The 3671-nt window shown below is 63.9% G+C and carries 3 protein-coding genes; all 3 read left to right on the top strand.

Annotation, left to right across the window (positions count from 1 at the left end):
• Positions 1-921, top strand: a complete 921-nt coding sequence (locus EN749_RS32515) for a sugar ABC transporter permease (protein ID WP_127381884.1) — start codon at positions 1-3, stop codon at positions 919-921.
• Positions 921-1778, top strand: a complete 858-nt coding sequence (locus EN749_RS32510) for a carbohydrate ABC transporter permease (protein WP_127398214.1) — start codon at positions 921-923, stop codon at positions 1776-1778. Before EN749_RS32515 ends, EN749_RS32510 begins: the two co-directional genes overlap by 1 nt.
• Positions 1779-1792: 14 nt before the next feature.
• Positions 1793-3671, top strand: a 1879-nt coding sequence (locus EN749_RS32505; RefSeq protein WP_145991101.1) for a glycoside hydrolase family 127 protein, incomplete at its 3' end; no start/stop codon positions are given.

Here is a 3671-nt window from a genome sequence, read left to right as displayed (position 1 = left end):
ATGACCATCACCGCAGCAACCCCTGCCCCGCCCCGCGCCCGCAGGGTCGCCAGCCGCCAACAATGGATCGGCCTGCTCTATGTCGCGCCGGCTGTCGCGCTGGTCGTCGTCTTTTTCCTGATCCCGCTCGGCATGACGGCGTGGATGTCGCTGCACAACTGGCCGCTGATGGGCGAGCACAGCTTTATCGGCCTCGGCAATTACGTCGCCATCCTGCGCGACACCAGGTTCTGGAACGCGCTGCGCTTCACCGCCTTCTACACGGTGATCGTCACCATCGCGATCTTCGTGGTGGCCTTTCCGCTGGCGCTGTTCGTCGAACGGCCGCGGCCGCTGACCAATCTCTACCGCACCATGTTCTTCATGCCGGCGGTTGTCGGTTTCGCCTCGGCCAGCCTGCTCTGGTCGTGGTTGCTGAATGTCGATTCCGGCCTGTTCAGCCCGGCCGCTTACGACCTCGGACTGATCGACAGGAAGTTCAACCTTCTGGCCACCTTCCAGCCGGCCTTCTGGTCGATCATCGCCATGGTCGTCTGGAAGGTCGCCGGTTTCACCATGATCATCCTGATGGCCGGCCTGCAATCGATCCCGCAGGACCTGCAGGAGGCGGCCGTCATCGACGGTGCCGGGCCTTTCGCCAGGTTCAGGGCGATCACCCTGCCGCTGATGCGCCGCACGCTGGCGCTGGCGCTGATCCTGTCGGTCGCCGGCTCGATCCTCGCCTTCGACCAATTCTACATCATCCTGCGCGGCGGCCCGCGCAACCAGACGCTGACGGCGGTCTACTGGATCTTCAACCAGTCCTTCGTGTCGTTCAAGCTCGGCTATGGCGCGGCACTTTCCATGGTGCTGCTGGTCATCCTGGTGGCGCTCAGCCTCGTCCAGCTATGGTTGTTGCGCAAGCCGGAGGGTCTCGACTGATGGCGCAGGCAGCCTCCCGTAGCCGCCGGCTCCTGAGCCGCGTCGCAGAGCATTCTACCGGCATCGTCGCCTCGGTGCTGTTCGCCGCGCCGATTGTTTGGGCGGTGCTGTCGGCGTTCAAGCCGGCGGCCGAAGCACGCCTGCCGCCGCTGCCGCCCTGGCCGACGTCGGGGTTCTCGCTGGAGAACTATGCCACGCTCAACAGCTTCGGCGACGGGCTGTGGGCCTCTGCGCAAAACAGCATCTATGTCTCGCTGATGACGGTCGTGCTGTCGGTCGCCGTCAGCGTGCTGGCCGGCTACGGCTTTTCGCGGTTTCGGTTTCCGTTCAAGGACCTGTTCTTTATCCTCATCCTGTCGACGATCATGATCCCGTTCCAGTCGATCCTGACGCCGATCTTCCTGGTGCTGACCAAGCTTGGCCTGCACAACACCCTGACCGGCCTGGTCGGCGTCTATGTGACGCTGCAACTGCCGTTCTCGATCTTCATGATGCGCAACGCCTTCGACGCCGTGCCGCGCGAAATCGAGGAGGCCGCCCGCATGGACGGTGCCAGCAATCTCACAATGCTTTTGAAGGTGATGCTGCCGCTGGTCTGGCCGGGCGTCGTCACCATCGCCCTGTTTGCCTTCCTCGGCGCCTGGAACGAATTCCTCGCCGCCCTCGTGCTGATGACCGACCAATCCAAGTTCACGCTGCCGGTGATGATGACCGCACTGCAGTCGGGCCGCTTTGGCGCCATCGACTGGGGCGCGGTGCAGGCGGGCGTCACCGTGATGATGGTGCCGTGCCTCATCCTCTTCCTGGCGCTGCAGCGCTTCTACATCCGCGGCCTGATGGCCGGGGCCGTCAAATAGAATGGAGTAAGTTCATGACCGCATCGCCATCCGCAAAAGGAAAACCGAAGCTCGCCTTCCGCCCGCTGCCGGTGCCGCAGGTCGACGTGCACGGCTTCTGGGGCGACCGCGCCGACGCTGTCGCCACACGCACCGCCGACATCCTCTACGAGCGCTGCGTCGAGGCCCGCATGCTGGAGCAGATCGATCCGGACCGCCCCTCGCCCGGCATAGTCATCCCCTTCCACTCGCCCTCCCCCGACGAAGCCGACCGCCAGGGCGCGGAATTCACTGGATCGACGGTGACCACGCAGATGTTCTGGGATTCCGATCTCGGCAAGACGATCGAGACCGCGGCCTATTCGCTTTACCGGCGCAAGAACCCCGAACTGGAGAAGAAGATCGATGCCGTCATCGACATGTATGGCAAGCTGCAGCAGGAGGACGGCTATCTCTCGAGCTGGTATCAGCGCATCCAGCCCGGCAAGCGCTGGACCAATCTGCGCGACTGCCACGAGCTCTATTGCGCCGGCCACCTGATCGAGGGCGCGGTCGCCTATTACCAGGCGACGGGAAAACGCAAGCTGCTCGACATCATGTGCCGCTATGCCGACCATATCGCGTCGGTGCTCGGCCCCGAGCCCGGCAAGAAGAAGGGCTATTGCGGACATGAGGAGATCGAGCTGGCGCTGGTCAAGCTGGCGCGGGTGACAGGCGAGCGGAAATACATGGAGCTGGCCAGATACTTCATCGACCAGCGCGGGCAGCAGCCGCATTATTTCGACGAGGAGGCCCGCGCCCGCGGCGCCGACCCGAAGGCCTATCATTTCAAGACCTATGAATACAGCCAATCGCACATCCCGGTGCGAGAACAGCACAAGGTTGTCGGCCATGCTGTCAGGGCGATGTACCTCTATTCCGGCATGGCCGACATCGCGACCGAATATGGCGATGATACGCTGCGAGCAGCACTCGACCTTCTGTGGGACGATCTCACCACCAAGAGCCTCTACGTCACCGGCGGACTGGGACCGTCGGCGCACAATGAGGGGTTCACCAGCGACTACGACCTGCCCAACGAAAGCGCCTATGCCGAGACCTGCGCCGCGGTCGGCCTGGTGTTCTGGGCCAGCCGCATGCTTGGCATGGGGCCGAACGCCCGCTACGCGGACATGATGGAACGCGCCCTCTACAACGGTTCGATCTCGGGCCTGTCGCTCGACGGCTCGCTGTTTTTCTACGAGAATCCATTGGAAAGCCGGGGCAAGCACAACAGGTGGAAATGGCACCGCTGCCCGTGCTGCCCACCCAATATCGGTCGCATGGTCGCCTCGATCGGCAGCTATTTCTACAGCCTGGCCGACGATGCGTTGGCCATCCACCTCTATGGCGACTCGACCGCCCGTTTCGACATATCGGGCGTCCCGGTCAGCCTGACACAGGCGAGCAGGTATCCCTGGGACGGCGCCGTCGAGATCACGCTTGAACCGCAGGCGCCGGTCGAATTCACCTTGCACTTGCGCATTCCCGCCTGGAGCGCCAGTGCCCAGTTGAAGGTGAACGGCGAGGCCATCAAGCTGGCTGAGATCACCAGCGACGGCTACGCCGCGATCAAGCGGACATGGAAGAAGGGCGATGATGTCCGGCTCGATCTCGAAATGCCGATCGAGCGGCTCTATGCCAACCCGCAGGTGCGCCAGGATGCCGGCCGAGTCGCGCTGTCGCGCGGCCCGCTGATCTATTGCGTCGAGGCATCAGACAATGACAGCCAGCCGCATCGCCTGACGCTGCCGCGGACGGCCACCATCGAAGCGCAGCACCGGCCGGAACTTCTCGGCGGTGTGGTAACGCTGTCGACCGCGGCACTTGCCGATGCCGCCGACGGGTGGCAGGACGGGCTGTACAGGCCCGAGC

Source organism: Mesorhizobium sp. M7A.F.Ca.ET.027.02.1.1 (assembly GCF_004022985.1).
In the GTDB taxonomy this organism is placed as follows: Bacteria; Pseudomonadota; Alphaproteobacteria; order Rhizobiales; family Rhizobiaceae; genus Mesorhizobium.
The sequence above is the reverse complement of the archived record's forward strand: the minus strand, read 5'-3'. Positions and strand labels throughout refer to the sequence as shown.